Origin of the sequence: Moorena sp. SIO4A1 (assembly GCF_010672065.1) — a bacterium.
In the GTDB taxonomy this organism is placed as follows: domain Bacteria; phylum Cyanobacteriota; class Cyanobacteriia; order Cyanobacteriales; family Coleofasciculaceae; genus Moorena.
The window spans coordinates 1-2,094 of sequence record NZ_JAAHHX010000357.1 but is presented as its reverse complement, the minus strand read 5'-3'; the positions used below and the strand labels follow the sequence as shown (position 1 = coordinate 2,094).

Sequence of the window (2,094 nt, the reverse complement as noted above, 5' to 3'; positions counted from 1 at the left end):
TTGGGTCGCACCTGTAGAATGGGCATCTTGCCGTGGAATGGGCATCTTGCCGTGGAATGGGCATCTTGCCGTGGAATGGGCATCTTGCCGTGGAATGGGCATCTTGCCGTGGAATGGGCATCTTGCCCGTTTCCTCCTTATTTTCGAGCGGGCAGGATGCCCACTATTAGAGTCGAACGAGGGATTCCTCCCTCGAACTCTCCTCCAGAACCGGACATGACTGTTCCCAATCATCCGGCTCCTCCTGGTGGCATTGGGATTGCCTACACTTTATGGGGATATTCCTCTCTTTGTTGCCAAGTTTTATTATGATGGCAATGAGAGTGGATGAGCTGTTTATTAGTTAGCTTATCACTACCTCCAGCTCTCTTAGGGATGATGTGGTCTATTTCAAATAAATCATCAGACATAAATCTGTGATTACACAGGGCACATCTCCCTTTCTGCCTTTTCAGGAGTTTATTCACAGTGGGTTTAATCCCATGATATTTGACTAACCTTTCAGCCCAATAGAGCCAATCTCCATCATACGGGGATTTCCCTTCTTTCAGCCTTATCACCCTTTTTATGTGCGTGTCTTTATGATTTTGTAGGGTGTTTTGACCATCAGGTGTCCTGAATACCCAGCCTTCACCTTTATCTATCCACCAGTAATTAGCTATGGCTTCTTTTGCTCCAATATTTGGAGACCGATATTTAGCCCATCGCTCTAACTTTAGGAATAGTTTATTATCTAGTTGGCCAAATAGTCTGGAACTTACCACCGAATTATATTGGTTAGCCCATCCAGTAATCTTTGAGTTTAAATCTCCGATTAGATTAGCTTGGTCTGAATTTCTATGGCGGCGGACAGTGTCCTTTAGGTTTCTAAGATGCTTATCTATGGCATCTTTGCTTGGTTTTATTAGGGTTTTAAATCCTAGTGGATTTCCCTTAGTGTCCTTTCCGCTATTTATGTCATTGACCTCATATTGTCGGACATTGAAACCGAGGTAATCGAATCCTGCTTTTACTCCCTTCCTCCCTAAGGTATGCGCTATAGAAGTTTTAGCCTCTTTTAGGTTTAGTCCGATTTCTTTTAGCCAATCCTGGATGACTCCCTTTGCTTCTAGTATCATCTCTTTACTCTTATGGAGAACTACAAAGTCATCCGCATATCTATGAACCAAAGGTGGTCTGAGATTTCTTTTTGGAGGGAGATTATACTTTTGAGCTAGATGCTGGTAATGGTACCTTACCGGGTAAGTCTTGTTCATTAGCTGAGTTAACCCATGGAGGGCTATGTTAGCTAATAATGGTGAGATTACCCCCCCTTGGGGTGTGCCAGCGGGAGTTTCTATGAATCCTTCTTTTCCTAAGGCTCCAGCTTTTAACCAAGCTTTTAACTGTCTCCTCATTTGAGGATAAGTGTTTACCTTATTTAACAGTTTTTCATGGTCGATTTGGTCAAAGCACTTCTCTATGTCCGCATCCAGCACGTAGTAACTGTTCTGATTTATGTCAGAGTATATTGCTGCTATAGCGTCTTTTGTGCTTCTTCCGGGTCTAAAACCGTAGGAATTAGGTTCAAACTGTGCTTCCCACTCTGGTTCTAGAGCTAATTTGGCTAGTGCCTGTTTTGCTCTGTCTTCCATAGTAGGGATTCCCAGAGGTCTTTTTTCTTTCCTTCCGGGTTTCGGTATCATAATCCTTCTAACCGGCCTTGCCTTTCCATCCAGCTCTAGGGACTGGGCTAAGGCTAACCGTTCATTTGGTGAGAAAGATTTCTTACCATCTATTCCGGCAGTTTTTTTACCTCTGTTATCCTGGGTTACTTTCCTTACGGCTAATAACCGAGCAGATTTGGATTTGGTTAGTAGTTTTTGGAGCTTTCTAGCTTTAGCTCGCTCCCCATTCTGTGAGGCTTTATAGATACGCTTTTGCAGCTTGAACACTGCCCTCTCAATGGATTTCCATTTGAGGGAGTTCCAGTTATTCAGTTCCACCATCACAGGATTGTGTGTATTGGACATAACTGCTACTCGTGTTCTACTCTTGCCAAACTCAGGGGTGTCCGTCTGCATATCCTTGGGCTTTCCCCAAGGCTATGCAGAC

2 protein-coding genes are annotated in these 2,094 nt (G+C 43.8%); one reads left to right on the top strand and one right to left on the bottom strand.

The window, feature by feature from the left end; genetic code table 11:
• The coding region (locus F6K53_RS38205; protein ID WP_293084968.1) for a hypothetical protein at window positions 1-312 on the top strand (312 nt) is incomplete at its 5' end.
• On the opposite strand, the gene ltrA is transcribed toward F6K53_RS38205, so the two are convergent.
• On the bottom strand, window positions 264-2,012 hold the full coding sequence (ltrA, locus tag F6K53_RS38200) for a group II intron reverse transcriptase/maturase (protein WP_293084965.1): 1,749 nt from the start codon (window positions 2,010-2,012) through the stop codon (window positions 264-266). The genes F6K53_RS38205 and ltrA overlap by 49 nt on opposite strands.
• Window positions 2,013-2,094 lie beyond the last annotated feature (82 nt).